Source organism: Bacillus sp. BC05(2025), assembly GCF_056725905.1.
This window is the reverse complement of the sequence record NZ_JBWYRA010000002.1, coordinates 787,475-809,902: the sequence shown is the minus strand read 5'-3', so window position 1 is coordinate 809,902 and position 22,428 is coordinate 787,475. Positions and strand designations below refer to the sequence as shown.

At 36.8% G+C, this 22,428-nt stretch carries 19 protein-coding genes and 1 riboswitch; of the genes, 11 read left to right on the top strand and 8 right to left on the bottom strand.

Annotated elements, in window-relative coordinates:
- Positions 1 to 7 precede the first annotated feature (7 nt).
- Entirely contained in the window at positions 8 to 1,207 is a 1,200-nt protein-coding gene (locus ACZ76X_RS10015) for an ABC transporter permease (protein ID WP_479850361.1), read from the bottom strand.
- A gap of 60 nt (positions 1,208 to 1,267) precedes the next feature.
- Entirely contained in the window at positions 1,268 to 2,692 is a 1,425-nt protein-coding gene (locus ACZ76X_RS10010) for an amino acid permease (RefSeq protein ID WP_001186318.1), read from the bottom strand.
- A gap of 147 nt (positions 2,693 to 2,839) precedes the next feature.
- A riboswitch (Lysine riboswitch) is annotated at positions 2,840 to 3,028 on the bottom strand.
- A 202-nt stretch (positions 3,029 to 3,230) separates the two neighbouring features.
- Between ACZ76X_RS10010 and racE the strand changes: the two genes are divergently transcribed.
- Both racE and ACZ76X_RS10000 read left to right on the top strand, forming a co-directional pair.
- On the top strand, positions 3,231 to 4,061 hold the full coding sequence (gene racE / locus ACZ76X_RS10005) for a glutamate racemase (RefSeq protein WP_479850360.1): 831 nt from the start codon (positions 3,231 to 3,233) through the stop codon (positions 4,059 to 4,061).
- 109 nt (positions 4,062 to 4,170) lie between these two features.
- A complete protein-coding gene (locus ACZ76X_RS10000; RefSeq protein WP_479850359.1) occupies positions 4,171 to 5,262 on the top strand; it encodes a DUF3626 domain-containing protein in 1,092 nt (363 codons plus the stop codon).
- A 74-nt stretch (positions 5,263 to 5,336) separates the two neighbouring features.
- Here the strand turns inward: ACZ76X_RS10000 and gapN are convergent, their stop codons facing one another.
- Entirely contained in the window at positions 5,337 to 6,776 is a 1,440-nt protein-coding gene (gapN, locus tag ACZ76X_RS09995) for an NADP-dependent glyceraldehyde-3-phosphate dehydrogenase (RefSeq protein ID WP_000213627.1), read from the bottom strand.
- 734 nt (positions 6,777 to 7,510) lie between these two features.
- On the opposite strand from gapN, the gene ACZ76X_RS09990 reads away from it, so the two are divergent.
- From ACZ76X_RS09990 to ACZ76X_RS09970, 5 genes are all read left to right on the top strand, one after another.
- Positions 7,511 to 9,271 (top strand): ABC transporter ATP-binding protein, encoded by a 1,761-nt coding sequence (locus tag ACZ76X_RS09990; protein ID WP_479850358.1) that lies wholly within the window; start codon positions 7,511 to 7,513, stop codon positions 9,269 to 9,271.
- Positions 9,268 to 11,268 (top strand): ABC transporter ATP-binding protein, encoded by a 2,001-nt coding sequence (locus ACZ76X_RS09985; RefSeq protein ID WP_479850357.1) that lies wholly within the window; start codon positions 9,268 to 9,270, stop codon positions 11,266 to 11,268. Before ACZ76X_RS09990 ends, ACZ76X_RS09985 begins: the two co-directional genes overlap by 4 nt.
- 272 nt (positions 11,269 to 11,540) lie before the next feature.
- Complete coding sequence (locus ACZ76X_RS09980) at positions 11,541 to 12,338, top strand: amino acid ABC transporter substrate-binding protein (protein ID WP_132134189.1); 798 nt, start codon at positions 11,541 to 11,543, stop codon at positions 12,336 to 12,338.
- The gene (locus ACZ76X_RS09975; RefSeq protein WP_029437600.1) at positions 12,325 to 13,023 is read left to right on the top strand and encodes an amino acid ABC transporter permease; all 699 of its coding nucleotides are present in this window, start codon (positions 12,325 to 12,327) and stop codon (positions 13,021 to 13,023) included. Before ACZ76X_RS09980 ends, ACZ76X_RS09975 begins: the two co-directional genes overlap by 14 nt.
- Positions 13,024 to 13,051: 28 nt before the next feature.
- Entirely contained in the window at positions 13,052 to 13,786 is a 735-nt protein-coding gene (locus tag ACZ76X_RS09970; RefSeq protein WP_001970173.1) for an amino acid ABC transporter ATP-binding protein, read from the top strand.
- Positions 13,787 to 13,990: 204 nt separating this feature from the next.
- On the opposite strand, the gene sasP is transcribed toward ACZ76X_RS09970, so the two are convergent.
- Complete coding sequence (gene sasP, locus ACZ76X_RS09965) at positions 13,991 to 14,194, bottom strand: small acid-soluble spore protein, SasP family (RefSeq protein ID WP_000013338.1); 204 nt, start codon at positions 14,192 to 14,194, stop codon at positions 13,991 to 13,993.
- A 357-nt stretch (positions 14,195 to 14,551) separates the two neighbouring features.
- Here sasP and ACZ76X_RS09960 point away from each other — a divergent pair, with 357 nt between their 5' ends.
- Positions 14,552 to 14,797: a hypothetical protein gene (locus ACZ76X_RS09960; protein WP_479850356.1), complete on the top strand. Its 246-nt coding sequence runs from the start codon at positions 14,552 to 14,554 to the stop codon at positions 14,795 to 14,797.
- A gap of 16 nt (positions 14,798 to 14,813) precedes the next feature.
- Here ACZ76X_RS09960 and ACZ76X_RS09955 read toward each other — a convergent pair whose 3' ends face one another.
- Together ACZ76X_RS09955 and ACZ76X_RS09950 are read right to left on the bottom strand one after the other, a co-directional pair.
- Entirely contained in the window at positions 14,814 to 16,274 is a 1,461-nt protein-coding gene (locus ACZ76X_RS09955; RefSeq protein WP_479850355.1) for a YheC/YheD family endospore coat-associated protein, read from the bottom strand.
- Positions 16,275 to 16,294: 20 nt separating this feature from the next.
- Positions 16,295 to 17,347 carry a YheC/YheD family protein gene (locus tag ACZ76X_RS09950; protein WP_479850354.1) on the bottom strand — a complete coding sequence of 351 codons (1,053 nt, stop codon included), beginning with the start codon at positions 17,345 to 17,347 and terminating at the stop codon, positions 16,295 to 16,297.
- A 134-nt stretch (positions 17,348 to 17,481) separates the two neighbouring features.
- On the opposite strand from ACZ76X_RS09950, the gene ACZ76X_RS09945 reads away from it, so the two are divergent.
- Together ACZ76X_RS09945 and ACZ76X_RS09940 are read left to right on the top strand one after the other, a co-directional pair.
- Positions 17,482 to 18,618 (top strand): DUF445 domain-containing protein, encoded by a 1,137-nt coding sequence (locus ACZ76X_RS09945; RefSeq protein ID WP_479850353.1) that lies wholly within the window; start codon positions 17,482 to 17,484, stop codon positions 18,616 to 18,618.
- A gap of 141 nt (positions 18,619 to 18,759) precedes the next feature.
- Complete coding sequence (locus ACZ76X_RS09940) at positions 18,760 to 19,116, top strand: YlbF/YmcA family competence regulator (RefSeq protein WP_479850352.1); 357 nt, start codon at positions 18,760 to 18,762, stop codon at positions 19,114 to 19,116.
- A 42-nt stretch (positions 19,117 to 19,158) separates the two neighbouring features.
- Here the strand turns inward: ACZ76X_RS09940 and ACZ76X_RS09935 are convergent, their stop codons facing one another.
- Positions 19,159 to 19,755, bottom strand: coding sequence for an NDxxF motif lipoprotein (locus tag ACZ76X_RS09935; protein ID WP_479850351.1), 597 nt, complete (start codon positions 19,753 to 19,755; stop codon positions 19,159 to 19,161).
- A gap of 17 nt (positions 19,756 to 19,772) precedes the next feature.
- Entirely contained in the window at positions 19,773 to 20,333 is a 561-nt protein-coding gene (locus ACZ76X_RS09930) for an HAAS signaling domain-containing protein (protein WP_479850350.1), read from the bottom strand.
- Between the two features lie 401 nt (positions 20,334 to 20,734).
- On the opposite strand from ACZ76X_RS09930, the gene alsS reads away from it, so the two are divergent.
- Positions 20,735 to 22,423, top strand: a complete 1,689-nt coding sequence (alsS, locus tag ACZ76X_RS09925) for an acetolactate synthase AlsS (RefSeq protein ID WP_479850349.1) — start codon at positions 20,735 to 20,737, stop codon at positions 22,421 to 22,423.
- Positions 22,424 to 22,428 lie beyond the last annotated feature (5 nt).

Below are 22,428 nucleotides of genomic sequence, written 5' to 3'. Positions count from 1 at the left end.
CTTTTCGTTAAAACGAGGAAACGCGTTGCTTCGTTTTTGGTACAATAATACATTTGATCCAGAGTAACCCGACAGTCATAATGATAAGGCTATGTAAAAATTGACCTGTAGCAATGAGTATAACAATTGAAAATACAATGAGTTGAATGCTTAGCAATATAAAGATTAAGTGAAGAAATTGATTCATTCGTTTTTCAGTATCAATTGGATATAATGCTACAATAATATTTCCCGAAAAATATTTCCACAGAGAACGGAGTTGCATAGAAATCATATATAGGACGATATATGCGATAGCGCCTTTTGCGTATATGTTTGGTATAAAATATAAGGCGAAGGCACCAATTAATCCTAAGCGGATATATATACCGAAATAATCATTCCCGCGTAAAAATGCGAGTGTATGTAAATAGAAGAAAGTTGCTTGCTTTTTATGTAATAAAGGTTCAATCCAATTTGTAAGCCACTTTCTTTTACTTACTTGCTTATTCAGTTGCGGAACATCGGTGAAAATGCTAGCAAATTGATAAAAACGAACGTTCATTTTTTCTTCTTGTTCAATTATGTAATCCCATGGTATTCGTTTTGTTGGCTGCTTTTTCGTGTATAGAAGCAGGAAAGCAAGTAGTAAGAGCAATCCGCCTAATATGAGAACATGTGCTGAAAAAAATAACATGTAAATAATGAGTGCGTTACAAGTAATACGAATAATGAACCATATGCTTCTTTCATGACTATCACGCCACATCCAATGTATGTATATGTTCCAAGCTTTCGTAATCATTAGAACGATAAAGATTGTACATAAGAAAGGTACTGTTACTTGTAATGATTGCATGGCAAGTGGAACGAGAATAAGGAACATAAATAATAATGGGAAAAGCTGAATGATGTAATTATATAGAAGAGATTTTTTAAAATAAGATGTTAGTTTCTCTTCTAATGCGAGTAAATAGACAGCGTCAGGTTTTTGAATAAATGTACGGATCGGGCATCTCGTTATAATGAATGTAAGTACAATCGTGATAAGTAGTAAAGATATTCCTTTAGAAGGAGATGCTTTTAAAAACTGAGCATAGTAGTATGCGCCAACGCATGAAATAAAGATAAAGCTATATAGTAAACCGTTAATCATACGTGCAAAGTATGTAATGATATTTTGCATATGTTGTTGGAAGCGACTGCTCCATAGCGATTCGATTGACATGTTTTTCACCTCTTTGTTCTATTATATATGTTTTACAAAAGAAAAAACGAGCAAATTGCGTTATGCAACTTGCCCGTTTTTCTTTTCGTTATTTTTTTTCTGATCACGATTCATTAATGGATAGAAGGCAAAGCCGATTACGAATAAACCAATTCCGAGAAGGAATGTTTTTATATCGGCTGCGCCCGTTTTAATAACCCATAGTGCGTAGCAAAGTGCGATCACTGCGACTATCCCATCTGTAATTCTTGCCCGCATTTCATTTTTATACGTTTCACCAGTAGCGACTAGTTTTAACTGGAAGATTGGTGAAACGAGATATGGAATGAGGTAGGCTAGTGTTGACACGGTAATAACGAATGTATAAGCTTCCGCAATTGTTCCTGATAATGTTGAGAATAAGAACACTTGCGACATAATGTTTGTTAATCGTAATGAGTAAATTGGACTTCCTTTTTTATTCGTTTTCGTGAAGAAGGAAGGGAAGAAACCTTCTTTTGCTGCTTGATACGGTACTTCTGAGCTTAATAAAATCCAACCTAAGATGGAACCGAATAGGGAAGTAAGAGCAAGTAATGCCATCAGTTTCCCGCCGCCATGACCCATTGCAGCGTTTAGTGCATCTGCTAATGGACGTTCAGAAGCTTGTAATGTATCAACATGAAGTACACCCATTGTTAAAATTGTAATTCCTAAGTAAATCGCAACGGTAATAAGTAACCCCGCAACTGTTGCACGTTTTACCGTTTTTGGAGAAACAGCACGGTTTGATAGAAGAACCGCTGATTCAATTCCGATAAATGCCCAAAGCGTTGTAAGAGCAGCTAAGTTTACTTGTGAAAGTAGGCCGTGTGATACACCTGATTTATCGATCATCGGTGTGTACCATTGTCCAAACTTAGAAGCTTCGAATGCAAATAACGTAACGACGATGAATAAAAGGAATCCAGTTACTTTCGTTGTTGTTGCTAAGAAGTTTAGCTTTCCAGCTCCACTTACACCGTTCGTTAATATAATATGAGTTCCCCAAAGTAAGATGGAACAAATCGTAAATGTAATTAGTTTTCCGACTTCTACGTTAAAAGAACCGATTGAAAATAGTAGTCGTGTATCTTTCATAATTGGGAAGAAGAGTGATAAATATCCTGCAAATGATGTAATGATGGCAACGTTACTTGCCCAGTTTGCAACCCAATACCCCCATACCATACTGAAACCAGCCATTTTTTTCTTTTTTGGTGTTGAGAATAAAGCATATGCATGACTTTGTGGTCCTGTCGTTAAATCAGGACGACGAATTGCTAAATTACCGAAAACAAGAGCTAGCATTAAAACACCAAACCCTGTTGTTAACCAAGCTAAAGTGACACCGAGAGGGCTTGCTGTTTGTGCTAACGTACTTGGCACCATGAAAATACCAGCGCCAACCATGTTACCGACAACGAAAGCTGTTAGTACCCAAAAGCCCCATTTTTTTTGTTGCATAGAAAATACCTCCAAAGTTAGTATAACCAAGTCAAGCGAGGAGATATGTATGTCTTCCTAAGTCAGGAAGAGAAGTCCCAAACAAAACAAAAAAAGCACGTAATTTGCCGCTACATGCTTTCTATCTTATAAGAAACCCACGACATACCTCTCGATAGCTCTCCACAAACGAAATGTTTCATTTGTGACAGTTCTGCACTTATTAAATAGCAGACCCAGCAAGCGTGCATAGTGGCCACGGGCTTACTTCGGCAATCATTCCTTTCTCATTCCTTCATCAATGCCACTACATCTCCTGAAATGATACTCTTAATGACTGCAACCTCTACCTCACCGAGATACGAATGAGGATTTAAATATTAAATTAACGTATTTAAGAGTAACAAATGAATTTTTATACGTCAATGGATATAGTAATAATCAGATTATAGAGAAGAGTTTGTGATTAAAAGTAAGAGGGATTGTTATGTGATGTTTGAATTTTCGTAATATAATACATGTTATTAGCGCTAGATGATTGAAAAGGGGGATGAAGTATATGTCTGTATGTCATAAAAATTCAGTAATAGGTGTGTTAGATTCGGGAGTTGGGGGATTAACAGTTGCGAGCGAAATTATAAGACAATTGCCTAAAGAGAGCATTTATTATATTGGTGATAATGAGCGTTGTCCGTATGGGCCAAGAAGTGTAGAAGAGGTACAATCTTTCGTATTTGAAATGGTTGAGTTCCTCAAACAGTTTCCGTTAAAAGCTCTAGTTGTAGCATGTAATACTGCTGCAGCTGCTGCATTGACTGTGTTGCAAGAAGTACTGCATATTCCAGTTATTGGCGTTATACATCCGGGAGCAAGAGCGGCAATTAAAGTGACAAAGAAAGGGAAAATCGGAGTAATTGGAACTGTAGGTACGATACAGTCTAATATGTACGAAAAAGCATTACAAGAGCTTGATACATATTTGGAAGTGCATAGTCACGCGTGCCCGACTTTAGCTACAGTTGTAGAAAATCAATTAGAAGATACAGCATATGTAACGCAGCAAGTGAAACAAGCTTTACTGCCATTAACGAAAGAAGATATAGATACGTTAATTCTTGGATGTACGCATTATCCACTTTTAGAGTCTTATATAAAAAAGGAACTAGGAGAGGATGTAACAATTATTAGTTCTGCAGAAGAAACAGCGATAGAGTTAAGCACAATTTTACAACACAAAGGAATTCTGTCTGACAATTTGAATCCGAAGCATCGATTTTTTACAACAGGCTCTGTTTCTTCATTTGAACATATTGCTGAGAGGTGGCTAGGGTATCAAATTTTTGTAGAATGTGTACATTTGCCGATGAAAAATGCGCGTATGTATAATTAGGATGTATTAAATTACTTTTTTAATAAATCAGGTTCGTTTCATAAGAAGGAAAGAATAATCTTTTAATTGAAGTGTTTAAGGGCAGTTCAATTAAAGGGGAGATTGGATTATGGAATTATCAAAGTCTCAATTATTTGCTTTAGAGTACATTTCAAAATATGCAGAGAACGAAAAAGGTGAGGCGAAAGCAACCATTAATCATATATTGAAAATGTCTAATATTACAGATGAAATGTTTGAAGAAGCTGTCATTCATTTAAAATCAAATGCGAGAATTGCTTTACACTTTCATCCAGACAGATTAGATTCGAATATGAAAAATATTGCTGAAGCACTGTTTGAGCAAGGCATATATAAAAGTCAGTTTGAAACATTATTATCTAATGGGAGTGTATCTGCTTATCCGGGTGGTGAGCGTGACCTTTGGGAAAAGAGAATATTTGGAGGCGCATATCAATTGGAAGGGGCAACGAATAATGAACGACCTAAATATGGGGCACTAAATGTAATGTTACATCCAGATGGACCTGCCCCGCGTTTTGGATCATGTTATTTTCTCTTATCTCCAAAAGTTTCTTATCGCTCTACATATACGTATTTAGATTCACATCAAGATCCAAAAGAAAAGGGTACTTATGAAGAGTTTGATATGATTTTAGCTGCTCTTTTGGAAGAGACATTCGTAAGAGATTTTGCAATTGGGGAAGGGAATTTGACTCCAACAAGACTCATTCATCATTTGCTGGCTAACTTGGAAAGGCCGTTTATAGATTTCGCAGACAAAGAGTCAGCTCGTAATCTTAATCATTATATAGAAGCACAGATTCATGGAGATATTTCTCTTAAAGAAGATGTGGAAGCACTTGTTGTAGATCCTTCATTTAAGGGTACGAATGTAGGTAGAACTTTAGAAGAAATTTGTTTGAAGTATTCTATTGATTTGTATTGGCACATGGGTTTTGTACTTATGGTAGATGAAGTTCCGATGGATTTTAGAGGTTCAAAAATGCCATCTTTGGCAAGACGTATTGCACGAAATCATTGTATCGATGCACATATAATTGGCTCTGCTGTGGCGAATTTGAAAAGGAATCCACTATCCTGGAGTGATCGCGGAACGTATGAAGAAGTGCTTCAGGAATTAAAATTATTATGGCATGTTTTAGTTCGATTTGGAAAACCAAATCGGAATGTGAAATAAACACGCTATTGTCTTGGTAAGCATGTATATAAAAAGAAGCTGATCTAAAACTAGATCAGCTTCTACATATAAAATTAAACTAAGTTTAATACTGTTACTTTTTCACGTGTCATAGACTCAAGGCTCTTGCGAATACCTTGTGCGCCCATACCTGAACCTTTTACACCGATGAATGGGAAGTGGTCAGGGCCGCGCTCTGTGCGTCCGTTAATTTGAACAGAACCAGTTTCGATTTTGTTAGCAATTGCAAATGCTTTGTTAATGTCTTTTGTGAAGACACTTGCTTGTAAGCCGAACTCTGATTTGTTAGCAATTTCAATTGCTTGCTCATCTGAAGAAACGCGGATGATTGGAAGGATTGGACCGAATGGCTCTTCCCAAGCAACTTTCATTTCTTCTGTTACGTGGTCTATTAATGTTGGGTAAATTAAGTTACGCTCACGTTTGTTACCGATAACGATCGTAGCACCTTTTTCAACAGCGTCGTCAACTAAACCTTGAACGAAGTCAGCAGACTTGTCATCGATTAATGGAACGATTGTGCTATCTTGTTCTGGAGATCCAACTGATAGTTCCGCTACTTGCGCTTTTAATAAGTCAACAAGCTCGTCTGCTACGTTTTCGTGTACAAGTACACGTTTAATAGCTGTACAACGTTGACCAGAGTAAGAGAATGCACCGCTTACGATATGGTTTGCAGCATCTTGTAAGTCAGCATCTTCACGAACAATACCAGGGTCTTTACCACCAAGTTCTAATACAAGTGGAATCATTGAAGCTTTTTTCGCTAAATGTTTACCTGTGTTTGTACCACCTGTGAACGATACCATATTGATGCCTTCATGTTCTACTAAGTAGTCACCAATTACAGAACCGCGTCCTGTCGCTACGTTTACAAGTCCTTTTGGAAGGCCAGCTTTATGAAGTGCTTCAACCATTTTAATACCACTAATTGCGCCTTGAGTTGCTGGTTTGAAAATAACAGCGTTACCCATAATTAATGCTGGTGCAAGTTTTGCAGCAGATAAGTTTACTGGGTAGTTAAACGGTGCGATTGCTAATACAACACCAAGTGGTGCGCGTTGGATGATCGCAAGTTTAGATTTTGTACCGCCCGGGAAGCTATCGCCCATCATGCTTTCTCCGTGCATATGTAAAGCTTCTTCGATAGTGTAACGAATGAAGTCAGCTGTACGAACAACTTCTTTCTTCGCATCTTTATATCCTTTACCGACTTCTTTCATAATGATATCGGCAATTTCATCTTGCATATTTACGAGCTCATCAGCCCATTTATATAAATATTTTGCGCGATCTTGTAGAGAAGCTTCTGCCCATGATTTTTGAGCTTCCTTTGCAGATGCAATTGCTTCATCTACTTCTCCGCGAGTAATTGCTTGTACTTGTCCAATTACTTCGTGTAAGTATGGAGATGGAATTTCGATTGTTTCTCCTGAAGAGCTTTCTCTCCATTCTCCATTTAAATAAAATTTGTACGTATTGCTAGTTGTCATGATTAGTCCTCCTAAAATAGCAACTTGTAAGAGTGAGTATAAGGTGATTGTAGGGGGTTTGATAACATTTTTCAAATGAAATGTTTGTGAAAACGATTTCTTATTCTTTTTTTATTTTGTATGCCCTTTCTTACAGAACATTCCCTTATTTCAAAATGATGTAGCTTATATTTTCATGCGGTCTGTAAAAAAATAATTGACAGAATACTCAATAAAGTTGTAAGATTATAAATGGAAAATAAATGAAGGGGGTGTGCGTAATGATTGTAATCGTAAATGTAATGGGCTTAGCTCTGTTAAATGGCAGAAAACATTCATATCATTACGCAACCCGTACGGATATATAGGGCATCTTTGTCTTATAAAAAGTGTACGTTGCGTATATCGTAACGTACGCTTTTATGCATTTCTGTGCATATCGTCAAGCGGCGGTATGCTTTTTTTTGTTTACCCCGCATTAACGGGCAGTAAGATCCCCACCTCACAGTTCAGCGAAAGTACAGAAGTTAGGTGGGGATCAACTGCCCGTAAAAGCCCGATTGGTTCAACTAATAATCAGTGGAAAATGCCCCACTGATTAAAGTTTCACTTTATTTTCCTTTCTACGACTACGAAAAAATTGGAAGGTGGAAAAATGTGATGAGATTGTATGGGTTACGAAATGTAAATGTGATGGGTCTGGATAGTGGATAAAGAAATGAGAGGAAAACGAGAACGAGAAGGGAGAGGTTACATTGTTATCAGTATTACTAAAGTTAAAATGGTTTTTTAAAGAGCATTGGAAGAGATATAGTATCGCCATTGGAGCTCTTTTAATTGTAAATATAGTTGAAGTCATTCCCCCGAAAGTGTTAGGGGTTACGATAGATAATATAAAAACAGGGACGTTATCGAACGAAGCTATTATACAGTCTATTCTTATTTTAATAGGGGTTACAATCGTTGGATATGGTCTTACTTTCGTTTGGCAACATCAGTTGTTTGGAGGAGCATTCGTACTGGAGAAGACGATGCGCTCTAAATTTATGGGGCATTTACTTAAAATGACACCGACGTTTTATCAAAAAAATCGTACTGGTGATTTAATGGCGAGAGCGACAAATGATTTAAAAGCAATCGCTATGACGGCTGGTTTCGGTATATTAACGCTCGTGGATTCGAGTTTATATATGCTTACGATTGTCTTTATGATGGGATTTACAATTAGTTGGGAGCTTACATTTGCGGCACTTATACCGCTTCCGATTATGGCGTATGCGATGAATATATATGGAAAGAAATTGCATGAAAGATTTACTGTTGCGCAAGATGCATTCGGTGATATGAACGATAAAGTACTTGAGTCAATCGCTGGTGTACGTGTGATTCGTGCATACGTACAAGAAAATGCAGATCAAGAGAGGTTCCATCATTTAGGAGATGACGTCTACGAAAAAAATATGAAGGTAGCTAGAATTGATGCACTATTTCAGCCAACTGTGAAAATGCTTGTTGGCCTTAGTTATTTAATTGGTTTAGTGTACGGCGCATATCTTGTATTTCAATCAAAGGTAACGCTTGGTGAACTTGTTTCATTTAACGTGTATTTAGGGATGATGATTTGGCCGATGTTTGCAATTGGGGAATTAATTAATGTTATGCAAAGAGGAAACGCTTCGTTAGACCGTGTAAATGAAACGTTAGCGTATGAACCAGATGTAAAGGATCCGAAAAATCCAAAGCTTGTACAAGAGCCGGATTATATTCAGTTTGATGATGTTACCTTTTCATATCCTTCATCAACTGAAACAAATTTAAAGAAGGTTTCGTTTACATTAAAACAAGGAGAAACGCTTGGTGTTGTCGGGAAAACAGGAAGCGGAAAGACGACGCTTGTCCGTCAGCTTCTTCGCCAATATCCGCTTGGAGATGGGGATATTGCAGTCTCTGATGTGACGCTAGATAAAATGACGAATGAAAATGTACTCGGCTGGATTGGATATGTACCTCAGGAACATATTTTGTTCTCAAAAACAGCGAGAGAAAATATTTTATTTGGAAATAGGGAAGCGACAGAAGAAGAACTCGAGAAAGCGATTGAAATCGCGGCGTTTAAAAAGGATTTAGAGTTTTTACCAGAAGGGTTAGAAACGCTCGTTGGAGAGAAAGGTGTTTCTTTATCAGGAGGGCAAAAACAAAGGATTTCGATTGCGCGAGCTGTTATACAAAATCCGGAAATTTTAATTTTAGACGATTCTTTATCAGCTGTTGATGCTCGTACAGAAGCAGCGATCATTGACAATATAAGAACAGAAAGAAGCGGAAAGACGACGATTATTACGACGCACCGTCTATCTGCAGTTCAACATGCGGATTGGATTCTCGTTATGGATGAAGGGCAAGTAATAGAAGAAGGTACGCATGACCAGCTGATTAAGAGTGGAGGCTGGTATGCTGAGCAGTTTGAAAGACAACAAGGAGAAAGTGAAAGTGCGGATAGTGGGGTGAAAATATGAGCGTTTCGAAACGATTGTTTCAATATGCGATGAAAGTGAAAGGTACGATTTTTGCAGCGATGCTAATGTTATTTATTTTCGTTATCGCAGAGCTTGCTGGTCCTTTCGTCGCGAAAACGATGATTGATGATCATATCGTTGGAATAGAGAAGCCTTGGTATGAAACAGAAAAGAGTGAAGAGGCTGTTTCGTATAATGGTGCCTTTTATAAGCGAAGCGATCGCTTCCAGGAAGGTGAGAAAAAAGGAAAAGAAGTACGCGTGATGCAGGTCGGTTTTCAATATTACTTTGTACCAAACAAAGTGAATGTTGAAGGGTCACGTTCTGTAAAAGATGATATGATTACCGTTCAAAATGGTAAGGCGGTGCAAGTATATAAAGCGAAAGCATTAACGAAAGAAGAAGTGTTTGCGTTTTATAAACCAGAAATAAACCGTCTATTATTACTTGGTGGTGGCTATTTCGCTTTATTAGTAGTCGTTTCATTATTTGCATATGGAAAGCAATTTTTCTTACAGAAGGCAGCGAACAAAATTATTCAAATTATGAGGGAAGATGTGTTTTCTCATATTCAAACGTTGCCGATTCGTTATTTCGATCATTTACCAGCAGGGAAAATTGTATCGCGTGTCACGAATGATACGGAAGCCATTCGTGATTTATACGTAACGGTACTTTCGACATTCGTTTCTAGTATCATTTATATTATCGGGATATTTGCGGCATTATTTTTACTCGATGTAAAATTGGCAACGATATGTTTACTTATTATCCCGATATTAATCGTTTGGGCCATTCTTTATAGAAAGTATGCGTCTGTATACAATCATAAAATGCGTTCACGTTTATCTGATATTAACGGAACGGTGAATGAATCCATTCAAGGGATGCCAATTATTCAAGCGTTCCGTCAAGAGCGCGAAACGAAAAAAGAGTTTGATGAATTAAATGGAGATTATTTTAAGTATCAAAATAAAATTTTGAATTTAAATGCAGCAACTTCGCATAACTTAGTAGGTGTATTAAGAAATATCGCTTTTACAGGTGTGATTTGGTATTTCGGTGGTGCTTCATTAAGTGCTTCAGGAGTTATTTCACTAGGGATACTGTATGCGTTCGTTGATTATTTAACACGATTGTTCTCGCCGATTACAAATATGGTAAATCAGCTTGCTAACTTAGAACAATCGCGCGTTGCATCAGAACGTGTTTTTGAATTGTTAGAGGAAAAAGGGGAAGCAGTAGAAGAAGAACGTATGCCTCGCTTACAAGGAAATGTAAAGTTTGATAATGTGTCGTTTTCTTATAATGGAAAAGATGAAGTGTTAAAAAATATTTCTTTTGAAGCGAAACAAGGCGAAACGGTAGCACTTGTCGGTCATACTGGATCAGGAAAAAGTTCCATTATGAATGTACTCTTTCAATTTTATGAGTTTGAAAAAGGGAAGCTTACGATTGACGGCCATGATGTAAAAGAGATGCCGAAACAAGCAACTCGTGAACATATGGGAATCGTACTGCAAGATCCGTTTTTATTTAGCGGAACAGTGGCATCTAATGTTAGCTTAGAGAATGAAAACATTTCAAAAGAGCGCATTATAAAAGCATTGCGTGATGTTGGTGCGGAAAGATTTGCAAACAATATAAATGAAGAAATTACGGAGAAAGGAAGTACACTTTCAACCGGAGAACGTCAGCTTATATCGTTTGCTAGAGCACTTGCATTTGATCCAGCCATTTTAATTTTAGATGAAGCGACGTCTAGCATTGATACAGAGACGGAAGCGATGATTCAACAAGCGTTAGAAGTTGTGAAAAAAGGAAGAACGACATTTATTATTGCTCACCGCCTTTCTACAATTAAAAGCGCAGATCAAATTATTGTACTCGATAGAGGAACAATCTTGGAAAAAGGGTCTCATGATGAACTAATGAAAAAGCGCGGGCGTTATTACGATATGTATAAAACGCAAATGGAAGGAAACCAGAGCGCTTAATAGGTACGGGGGAGAACTTGCGATTTTCGCAAGTTCTTTTTTTAGTGAATCGCGGTAGTTAAATAAGAAGTATTATTTTACCTTTCCTACAATAAATGCTATATTAAAAAATGTTACTTATTTTTTGTATGTAGCGTTATTTTTCCCTTTTGTTTGATTATGAAGAAAAAGGATAAACTAAATAAGAACATTTTCATTGAAAAATTGTTCAAGATTGCATACAATCAATATAGTTTTTAAATTCCTATCAGAATACTTGGAGGATTACCATCATGAAAAAATTATTTTCAGTACTTGCAGTAACTACATTAGCGATCGGGATTGTAGCGGGCTGCGGTAAAGAAGAGAAAAAAGATACAGCTAGTCAAGACGCGTTACAAAAGATAAAACAAAGCGGTGAACTTATAATTGGAACAGAAGGTACATACGCACCGTTCACATTCCATGATTCAAGCAATAAATTAACTGGATTTGACGTTGAACTATCAGAAGAAGTTGCAAAACGTTTAGGTGTAAAACCTGTATTTAAAGAAACACAATGGGATAGCTTACTTGCTGGTTTAGATGCGAAGCGTTTCGACATGGTTGCGAATGAAGTTGGTATTCGTGAAGACCGTCAAAAGAAATATGATTTCTCTAAACCGTACGTTTCATCTTCAGCGGCATTAGTTATTGCGAAGGATAAAGATAAGCCTGCTACATTTGCTGATGTAAAAGGATTAAAAGGAGCACAATCTTTAACAAGTAACTATGCAGATATCGCTAAGAAAAATGGTGCGGAAATTATTGGTGTAGAAGGATTTAGCCAAGCAGCAGAATTATTAAGTTCTGGCCGCGCTGATTTCACAATCAATGATAAATTATCAGTGTTAAACTATTTAGAAACGAAAAAAGATGCAAAAATTAAAATTGTAGATACAGAAAAAGAAGCGTCACAAAGTGGGTTCTTATTCCGTAAAGGTAGCGATAAGCTTGTACAAGAAGTAGATAAAGCGTTAGAAGATATGAAAAAAGATGGTACGTACGACAAAATAGCGAAAAAATGGTTCGGTGAAAATGTATCTAAGTAGTGCATTGGTTTCAGATCGATTGTCTACTTGGATAGATATTATGCAGTCTTCCTTCATGCCTATGCTGAAGGAAGCTGTATTTACGACAATTCCATTAACGCTTATTACATTTATTATCGGGATTATACTTGCGACGTTAACGGCGCTTGCACGTATTTCAGGTAGTCGTATTTTACAATGGATTGCTCGCATCTATGTATCTATCATTCGCGGAACACCACTTCTTGTACAGTTATTTATTATTTTCTATGGTCTTCCAACTCTTAATGTTGAAGTTGAGCCATATACAGCAGCAGTTATTGGATTTTCATTAAATGTCGGTGCATATGCATCTGAAATTATTCGTGCTTCTATCCTTTCTATTCCGAAAGGGCAGTGGGAAGCAGCTTACACAATTGGAATGACATATCCGCAAGCGTTAAAACGTGTTATTTTACCACAAGCAACGCGCGTATCCATTCCGCCGCTGTCGAATACATTTATTAGTTTAGTGAAAGATACTTCGTTAGCATCGTTAATTTTAGTAACAGAAATGTTCCGAAAAGCGCAGGAAATTGCGGCAATGAATTATGAGTTTTTAATTGTTTATTTCGAAGCAGGTCTTATTTATTGGGTTATTTGTTTCTTATTATCAATCGTACAACAGATGTTAGAAAAGCGTTCAGAACGCTACACATTAAAATAATCCTTTTACAAAAGGAGTTTTTGTTTTTATGATTTCAATTCAGCACTTACAAAAAAGTTTCGGAGATAATACCGTACTAAAGCATATAGATTTATCAGTTGAGAAGGGGGAAGTTGTTGTTATTATCGGGCCATCTGGATCTGGTAAAACGACATTCTTACGTTGTCTTAACGTGTTAGAAACGCCGAACGCTGGTAGTATTCGCATCGGTAATAAAGAACTCGACTTCTCTCAAAAAGTAACGAAGAAAGATATTGTCAATCTTCGTACGCAAACAGGTATGGTATTCCAACACCATAACTTATTCCCGCATTTAACAGCACTTCAAAATGTAATGGAAGGGCTCGTTACAGTGAAAAAGATGGGGAAAGAAGAAGCGAAGAAGAAAGCGAACTATTTCCTTGAAAAAGTTGGTTTAGCAGATAAAGTGGATTTATATCCTTTCCAATTATCAGGCGGACAACAACAGCGCGTTGGAATTGCTCGCGCGCTTGCGATGGAGCCGGAAGTGTTACTATTTGATGAGCCGACGTCAGCACTTGATCCTGAACTCGTTCAAGAAGTTCTGAAAGTAATGAAGGAACTTGCTAAAGAAGGTATGACGATGGTAATTGTAACGCACGAAATGCGCTTTGCACATCAAATTGCGAACCGTGTTATCTTCATGGATGGCGGTGTCGTTGTCGAACAAGGTACACCAGAAGAAGTATTTACAAATCCAAAAGAAGAACGTACGAAGAAGTTTTTACAAATGTTGCAATAAAGTGAAACTTTAATCAGTGGGGGTTTTCTTCATCCCCCACTGATTATCAGCCCTCACCAATCGGACTTTAATGGGCAGTTGATCCCCCACCTAACTTCTTCGCTTTCGCTGAATTTTGAGGTGGGGGTCTTACTGCCCCTTAAAGCGGGATAAATGAAGGAAGGTCTCAAGGCATATGCCTTGAGACCTTTTTGCCATATATATTTATTTGTGGAATCCGCCAAGGCTTTGCTCAGCCATTGCAACTAGACGTTTTGTAATTTCGCCACCAACAGAACCGTTAGCACGAGCCGTAGAATCTGCTCCTAATTGTACACCAAATTCTTGAGCGATTTCGTACTTCATTTGGTCGATTGCAGCTGTTGCTCCTGGTACTACTAATTGATTTGAAGAATTTTGGTTTGCCATAGGAATATATCCTCCTTAGAGTTATAAAAATTTTTTTTGGTTGGACTAGCTGGAGTTGAACCAGATTATCGCCCCGTTTGGCGCTAATCCATCGGTAATTAAGTTTGTACTCATAGTATGGATGTTACCTAGAAAGATATACGAAATAATAATTTGTAAATTTTGTAAAAAAATCTTAGTGATTTCGTAAATTATGAAATAAGAGTAATCGTTGTATTTTTTAGAAAGAAGGTAAAACTAAGAGCGATATGAAATATATTTTTCTTTTTGTATCCTGCTATTTTGAGGCAAATGTAAGTAAGAATGGGGCAAGCCGCTCCTATACGTAGCTAGATACAATTATATGGAGGAATCGTGATGGGAATTTGCCCGCTTTGCAACGCATTAGAATCACAAACATATTCTTGTCAAAATTGCCAAGGTATACTCCAAGATTACGGGAAAACTGTAGATTACATAGACGATTATAGTGCGTATATGGATCAAGAATTATTAAGCGAAGTAGATGGTTTAACACATAATAATTCACAAGAGTACTGTAATCATGTTTTTTATTGCGGGATGTGTAATGTGGAAACAGAAGTTGTAGTAAAACTTGTGTAAATAGAAAACTTCCACCTTATGAATGAGGTGGAAGTTTTTGTTTTCGTATTTGTGAGTGAATCATAGGGGATGGGATATGCTCAGTATTTGAGGAAGCCTCTGATTTTATTTGAGACATTTTTTCCTTTGCATCGCGCAAAGAATGTTCAGTTAAGTAGATGGCATATTCGTAAAATAATTGGCGCGTTAGTTCACTCTGTTCTTTTAACTTGGCATCTTGGAATACAGTTCGCCCAGGTTTAGAGTTTGCTTCAAAGAGCCACGGGTTTTCCTGCATGTCTAAACCGATATCAAAACCGATCTCTCCAATGTTTCCAGGTACTTGTTCATCGAGCGCATAACTAATTTGTAAGGCTGTATGTTTTAATTTATTTTCAATTTGAACTTGTTTCGTTGAATCTGGAAAAAGTTCTTGAAGCAATTTTGTATCACCGCCGCTATTTACATGCGTTGTTAAGCTACCTTTGCCAGCAATTTTTGCGACGATTGCACTGACCATCCATTGGCCAAAATGATTTTTGTTTGTATGAATGCGGAAGTCAACAGGTTGCCCGTCGAAGCGAAGTAAGGAAATACCTTGTTGTACGATAAACTTTTTTAAATCATGCCCTTTTAACACATGGTTTAGAAGTGTTTCTAATGATTGATACTTTCTTAGTTTGTTTTCTTCATTTTCGCGATAACGACAGTAATAGCAATTCTCTGCTTGAGAATAAAATAGTTGATGAATATTTCTACCGAAGCTGCCGTGAATTGGTTTCATGTAAATCGATTTATACGTTCCGAGAAATCGTTCAACTTGTTCGAAGTGCTGAAATGTTTCTGTGTTTGGTAATAACGGCATAATGGATTTATCTTTCATAAGAAGTTGGTGCACTTCCCATTTATTAAAAAATCCTGGGTTAAACCATGGAATCGCATAGTCATGCTCTAATTTTCTTTTTGCTCTTACAATTGGTTTATAATTTTCGGCTTTCCGATTTGGTAATCGGTCGTAAATGACATTTGGAAAAGGTACTTTTCTTTTAATCCATTGCCCTTCTTGAAAGAAGTATCCTTCAATTGTTTCATCTTCCCAGTCTATATGTTGCACACCAAAAACGAATACAAATGGTCGCAAAGTGAATGGGGGCGTTAGTAACTCGCCAAGAGAAGTTGAACGGCTTCCTAAAGGATTAGAAGAGTCATCGTTAAAACCAGTTGTAAAAATCCCGATTAACGGTCCGAAAATAATGGTTTCATTTTGAGTGAATGCATGGATGGTAGTGGATTGAGGAAGTAAGAGTTTCTCTGCAATTTGTTTTCCGATAATGATTTCACGAGTAAAGGAATAATGAATCTTCACCTCTTCACTGGCAACATGGCGTATGCCGAAGGAGAGGGATGTAATCGGTGGTGTAATGGAAAAAATATAAGGTAAAGTAATACTATTTGGATGCTCATCTGAAATGTTTAATGTATATATGTGCTCTTTCAAAATGAAATTACCTCCTTTCATTATGGTGTAAAACGACTAAATTTGAGTGGTCCGTGATATATTTTCTCGGCTAATGAATCACTATGACGAATGTAATGTTCGTACGGGGGAATCGTGTTGACATACATAAGCCAAATGGCCCCTTTTTGATCCATAATGGTGGAAAGCTCTAGCTCGAATAAAGAAGAATAAGATTGATCTAATGTTTGAAACACTTCATTTATAATGTCATGTAAAGCATCTTGTAATAACTGTACCCCAGTACTAGATAGTACGTATTTAATTTTTGAAAATGAATGCAGCGAGGAATCATCCGTTACCGAAAATAAAAGTTGATTTGGAAATGAGCTTTTTTGTATAAATTGACCGATAACGTTCCAATTCTGTTCTTTATTTTTTTGTAAAATGGTTCGAATATGGAGCGGGTATGTTAATTGATTTGGTGGTTGCAGCATTGTATGGGTGATGTAACATGCTGATCGTACGTTACGTTTGTACCAAGATATAAATTCATCGGTTCGTTTTATTTGAGCAGAAGTATGATAGGCGTCATTGATCGTATCGATATGAAAGGTCTTATTTTTATAAGCGACCCGGTACAGACTTTCATTGGAATGTGTGTTAGTAGGACGTATAATAATATCTTTTGTTTTTAATAACAGTTTGAAAACGTTTTGTATGGTCGCTATTTCAAATTTTGGTATATAAGGAGATAATTTTTTGTTTGTGAGAAATACATCATGTAGTTCGCTTAAGTCAATGAGTGTATTATTTAAAAAGGTGGTAGTAGGACGGTTGTGTAATGAGTGAATAATTGATTTTGCTTTTTCGAAGTTTGTTTCTTCGTTAAAAGAAGAACGATCGTATATATAAGAAGGAATAGGGAATATTTGCTCTTTCCATTTTCCTGTATCCGTATCATAAATCAGACCAGAAATAAGATCTGTTTTAGGATCAATACCAAATGGCGTAAACTGGGCAACGACATTATGATAAAGCCGAGCGCGTTTAGCGATTTCGGTGTAATACGTTTGCTCATAATGAGGGTGAGAAGTTAAAATACCGAGAACCAACGAAATCACTCCTTTACTAACAAAATGTTGGCACAATAGGCGAAGCTATATATTGCAAATACGTTTTTATACCATTATACTTTTGTCCGTATGATGATATGCTATAGTTTTGGAGAAGCGAAAGGTTGATTGTAATGAATATATGGTTAAGTATGTTAACGACGACAGGGCTCGGAGCAATTATTGGAGGATTTACAAATCATTTAGCGATAAAAATGTTATTTCGTCCTCACCGTCCTATTTATATTGGGAAATTTCAAGTTCCATTTACACCAGGATTAATTCCGAAGCGCCGCGATGAGCTCGCGGTTCAATTAGGAAAAATGGTTGTAGAGCATTTGTTGACGCCAGAAGGAATTGGAAAGAAGTTAACAAATGAAGAGTTTCAAAAAGGTTTAATCCACTGGGCGCAAGTAGAAGTGGATAAAGTAATAACGAATGAACAATCACTGCGACAAATGTTAGAACAATGGAACGTAGCACATGTAGAAAAAGAGGCAACCGAGAAAATTGAACATGTGATTACAGAAAAGATTGAGGCATTTTTAGAAGAGTACTATACATATACATGGGAACAAGCCTTACCTCATTCTGTTCACGTAAAAATAGAGAATGCGATTCCAAATGTTTCGGCATTTATTTTAGGGCGAGCAACTCAGTTTTTTGAGAGTGAAGAAGGGAAAGCACGTCTTTCAAAAATGATTGATGATTTCTTTGCTTCTAGGGGAACATTGCTTAACCTAGTCGGAATGTTTTTAGGGAATGTAAGTGTAGTGGATCGTGTGCAGCCAGAAGTCATTAAGTTTTTAGGGCAAGAAGGTACGAAACAGCTTTTAACTGATGTATTGCAAAAAGAGTGGGAAAAGTTAAAAGGAAGAGATGTAAAAGAAGTAGAAACGTTTGTAGAAAAAGAAATGATTGTAAGCTCCATATTGTCTGCAGTTAAAGTGGAGGAAACAGTAAGTAAATTTTTAAATCAATCTGTGCAGCAAGTATGTGAGCCAGTTCGAGAAACAATTATGGAAAAGGTAGTTCCAAGTGCAGTAACGAAAGGCTTGAAGTGGGGAGCAGAAAACGTAGCGAGTATACTAAATAATCTCCACTTGGCTGAAATTGTCCAGCAAGAAGTATCTACATTTTCAACGGAGAGACTAGAAGATTTAGTGCTGTCCATTACAAAAAATGAACTAAAAATGATTACGTATTTAGGTGCCTTATTAGGCGGTATGATTGGAATTGTGCAAGGATTATTACTGTTGTTCCTTAAATAATAAGGTAAGTACATAGAAATAAAAGTGAAATTTCTTCACATCTCTTGCATAGTTTGATATGGTAAGAAGAGTGCGTATGTAAATGCACTGAAAAGGCAGTGCGCATGACAAGTGCTAGCCTTCTAAAGGAGGAAAAATAAAATGACAAAAAACATTCATGATGTTGCATATGAATTACAAAAAGCAATCGCTGAAAACGAAGATTTCCAAACATTAAAAGCAAGCTACGCAGCAGTACAAGGTGACGCAGCTTCAAAGAACTTATTCGATGAGTTCCGCACAATGCAACTTAGCCTACAACAAAAAATGATGCAAGGTCAAGAAATTACTGAAGAAGATAACCAAAAAGCACAAGAAGTTGTAGCTCGCATTCAACAAGATGCTAAAATCACAAAGTTAATGGAAACTGAACAACGTTTAAACCTTGTTATCACTGACGTTAACAAAATTATCATGAAGCCACTTGAAGAATTATATAACGCGCAACAACAAGCGTAATGAAGGAAGACGCCCCTTGGATGGGGCGTCTTTTTATGTTTGTTATTTGTGGAAATAATCTGTTTTAATATTCTTCTCCTTCAAAAACTTTTCAATTTCTTTTTGCTTCCTACCATTAACCTTCTCAAAGCGTTTTGTAAAAGAAAAATCAGTTTTGAATAAGTTACCATCTTGAGCGAGTTTGTCTAATTCTTGCTCTAGTTCTACTGAAAGTGCCGTAGATGATGAAATGTAATCATGAATTTCCTTCGAAGGCTGTTTGTAATCATCAGGAATCGTATTGTTACTAATAAAATTAAGGAAATTTGTATCGTTTTGTTGCGCTAAATCTACTAGTTGTTTTAATTTCTCCCGATCGGATTCCGTGACTTCCTCGTCAGACATGGCTGATGAAAGTGGGACGATGTTTTCGTATAACTCTCCGCAATAATCTAAATACGTTTTTATATTTTGTTTCATTTCATCTTCATTAATCGTTTCATTCTTTTTTGAGGAAGTGAATATAGTTTCTGGAATTTTAACTGTAACATCTTTAATAGATTGTACATCGTTTTCTTCTTTAGGTTGGGCACTGTTTGAACAAGCTGATAATAATAAAATTGTAAGTAACATGAGTGCATATAAAATATACTTTTTCATCTTAATCTCCTTTTGTATTAGTATCTTTGTAAAATAGCTACATTCCATTTCAAGTACGTAACTAAAGCTGCGTATAGATGTTTTACCATTTGATAACAGATGACGGATATGAGTAAACCGCTGCAAAAAGCGATGAACACATTATAAACATCGGAATAACTGATTTGATGGAACCCTTTGAAAAATCCTAATCCGATTAATAAAATAGGTGAGATGATTAATAATGGAGTAGCAATGATAAGTGCTAGAATAATCGGTAATAAAAAGAGCAATACGAAAAAAGCGATAATGATAAAGGTAAAGTTTAAAACACTTAAGCTCATAACAGAAAATAGTGCAGTTATCATATTTTTGAAGCTTCGTTTCTTGTCAGCATTGCTTATTGCATAGGAAACATTCAGTTCTTTCGCGATCGTTTTAGGGTTTCCTAGTTTTCTAGCAATTTCTTCTTCACATTTCCCATCTTGTTTACCACTGATAAAATGAGTTTCATACTCTGAAATAATATCTTTCTTTTCTACATCGGGCATATTCCGCAGAGAGGAACTAAGTTGATCCAAAAATTCATTTTTGTTCATAACAATCACTTTCCTTTATAGAATGATGAATGACATTTGAGAATCCTATCTTTTGAAAAGGGGAATACAAATTATAAAATGTATTCCAATTAATGGGTATCCCAATATTTACAAATATATCATTTGCTAGTGTTCTTTGCAAGGTACTGTTAAGGTTTTAATACTGTAGCGAGATGGAATTTTCTCTTACATTTTTAGAGAAGTTATAAAAATATTATTTTAGGATAAACAAAGGGTTGTAAGCGTATTCCTTACTGTTTGTCAAAATAATGTCAAATTCATATTCTTGGAAAAATAATGCATTTGTACTATAATGATAAACGATACTTCACCACGTTAATTAACTAGGTGAAATTAAAAAATCTTTATTACACACATTATGAAATAAAGGAATGATTAGTTTGAGTACAGATGTAAAAGCAAACGACGTGAAGACAAAAACAAAAGGAGCAGATCTTGTTGTTGATTGTTTAATTAAACAAGGTGTTACACATGTTTTCGGTATTCCAGGAGCGAAGATTGACTCTGTATTTGATGTACTGCAAGAAAGAGGACCAGAGTTAATTGTTTGTCGTCATGAACAAAACGCAGCATTTATGGCAGCTGCTATTGGTAGATTAACAGGGAAACCGGGCGTATGTCTTGTAACTTCAGGACCAGGGACATCAAATTTAGCGACAGGTCTTGTTACTGCGAATGCGGAGAGTGATCCCGTTGTTGCTTTAGCTGGTGCAGTTCCGCGTACAGATCGATTAAAACGTACGCATCAATCTATGGATAATGCTGCACTATTCGAACCAATCACAAAATATAGCGTAGAAGTAGAGCATCCTGATAATGTGCCAGAAGCACTATCGAATGCATTCCGAAGTGCGACTTCCACAAATCCAGGCGCTACTTTAGTAAGTCTGCCGCAAGACGTTATGACTGCGGAAACGACTGTAGAGTCTATCGGTGCGCTTTCTAAGCCACAGCTTGGAATCGCTCCCACACATGATATTACATATGTAGTAGATAAAATAAAAGCAGCGAAATTACCGGTTATTTTACTCGGTATGAGAGCGAGCACAAATGAAGTGACGAAAGCCGTTCGTGAATTAATTGCAGATACAGAACTACCTGTCGTTGAAACATATCAAGCAGCTGGGGCCATTTCACGTGAGTTAGAAGATCATTTCTTCGGCCGTGTTGGACTATTCCGTAACCAACCAGGTGATATTTTACTAGAAGAGGCAGATCTTGTTATTTCTATCGGTTATGATCCAATTGAGTATGATCCAAAGTTCTGGAATAAACTTGGAGACAGAACGATTATTCATCTTGATGACCATCAAGCAGATATCGATCATGATTACCAACCAGAGCGTGAATTAATTGGTGATATTGCCTTAACAGTAAATAGCATCGCAGAAAAGTTACCGAGACTTGTGTTAAGTACGAAATCAGAAGCAGTGTTAGAACGATTACGCGCGAAATTATCAGAACAAGCAGAAGTTCCAAATCGTGCTTCAGAAGGTGTTACGCATCCGCTTCAAGTGATTCGTACACTTCGTTCTTTAATTAGTGACGACACAACCGTTACATGTGACATCGGTTCCCATTCTATTTGGATGGCGAGATGTTTCCGTTCTTATGAACCACGTAGATTATTATTTAGTAACGGCATGCAAACGTTAGGTGTTGCACTTCCTTGGGCAATTGCTGCTACTTTAGTAGAACCAGGTAAAAAAGTAGTTTCCGTATCAGGTGACGGTGGTTTCTTATTCTCAGCGATGGAGTTAGAAACGGCGGTACGTTTAAATTCTCCAATCGTCCATCTTGTTTGGAGAGACGGCACATATGATATGGTTGCATTCCAACAAATGATGAAATACGGCAGAACATCAGCTACAGAGTTTGGCGATGTTGACCTTGTGAAATATGCGGAAAGTTTCGGGGCGTTAGGTCTTCGTGTTAACACGCCTGATGAATTAGAAGGGGTATTAAAAGAAGCATTAGCAGCAGACGGTCCTGTCATTATTGATATTCCAATCGACTACCGTGATAACATTAAATTAAGCGAAAAATTATTACCAAACCAATTAAACTAATGGAG